Source organism: Oceanispirochaeta sp. M1, assembly GCF_003346715.1.
Lineage (GTDB): Bacteria > Spirochaetota > Spirochaetia > DSM-2461 > DSM-2461 > Oceanispirochaeta.
On record NZ_QQPQ01000141.1, the window covers coordinates 1 to 831 of the forward strand.

Below are 831 nucleotides of genomic sequence, written 5' to 3' on the forward strand. Positions count from 1 at the left end.
AGGAATATTTCATTCCGGAGTCTGGGCTAAAACTGTCCGTTTATTCCCGGAATTGCTGTCCGGTAAAACCCGGAATGAGTGTCCGGTTATGTCCGGAATAGGTGTCCGGTATCATCCGGATTCCGCAATAATTAGGAAATGTTCATTTAGGTATGCGATTTGTGCTAAAATTGTGGGGGAAGTATTGGGTGAGTCTGAACAATTTCTTGGAGATTTATTAATTGATTGGCGAATCCGAATCTTATTAGAAAATAGAATAATTAGAGGAAAAGGCACTTTTAAAACCATGAGAGATTTTGCTATTAGAAAATATCTTTTTAATCGAGGAAAGCATTATTGAGATGGTAGGGTCGAAATAATAAATATAAGCACATTACAAAAGTTTTGGAGTAGTCTCAGTCTATTATTACTGTTTTAGATATGTAGAGCCTGTGATTTGTTCTGTTTATTATTCCCATGTTTGAATTTCTATAATATTCCCTTCAGGATCTTTTGCGTAAACCACAGTTATTTTTCCAACACCATCAATTTCAGTATCAATCAACTTTCCGACGGTTGAACCGCCATATTCTAATAGAAGATTAAGCTTCTCTTCTACATTTTCTACTGCAAAAGCAATATGACCAAAACCCTCTAAATTAATGTTCTTTTCATCATTCTGTATAATTTCACTATACTCAAATATTTCCAAAGTTGGTCCATCATGTTCCCCGCCAGCTGACGTTTCCGGATTATTCACAAACTTGACAGGATGAAGTATTATTTGAAGACTTTATGAAGTTCCTGTCGTTGACAGAAAAAAAAAGAAGATGCTCTCTACGCCAATAGAAC

2 protein-coding genes are annotated in these 831 nt (G+C 35.6%); one reads left to right on the top strand and one right to left on the bottom strand.

Translation table 11 applies throughout. The annotated features are described in order from the left end of the window. The coding region (locus DV872_RS26195) for a DUF3658 domain-containing protein (RefSeq protein ID WP_216664460.1) at positions 1-340 on the top strand (340 nt) is incomplete at its 5' end. Positions 341-448: 108 nt separating this feature from the next. On the opposite strand, the gene DV872_RS26200 is transcribed toward DV872_RS26195, so the two are convergent. Further along, positions 449-739: a VOC family protein gene (locus tag DV872_RS26200; RefSeq protein ID WP_233516456.1), complete on the bottom strand. Its 291-nt coding sequence runs from the start codon at positions 737-739 to the stop codon at positions 449-451. Positions 740-831 lie beyond the last annotated feature (92 nt).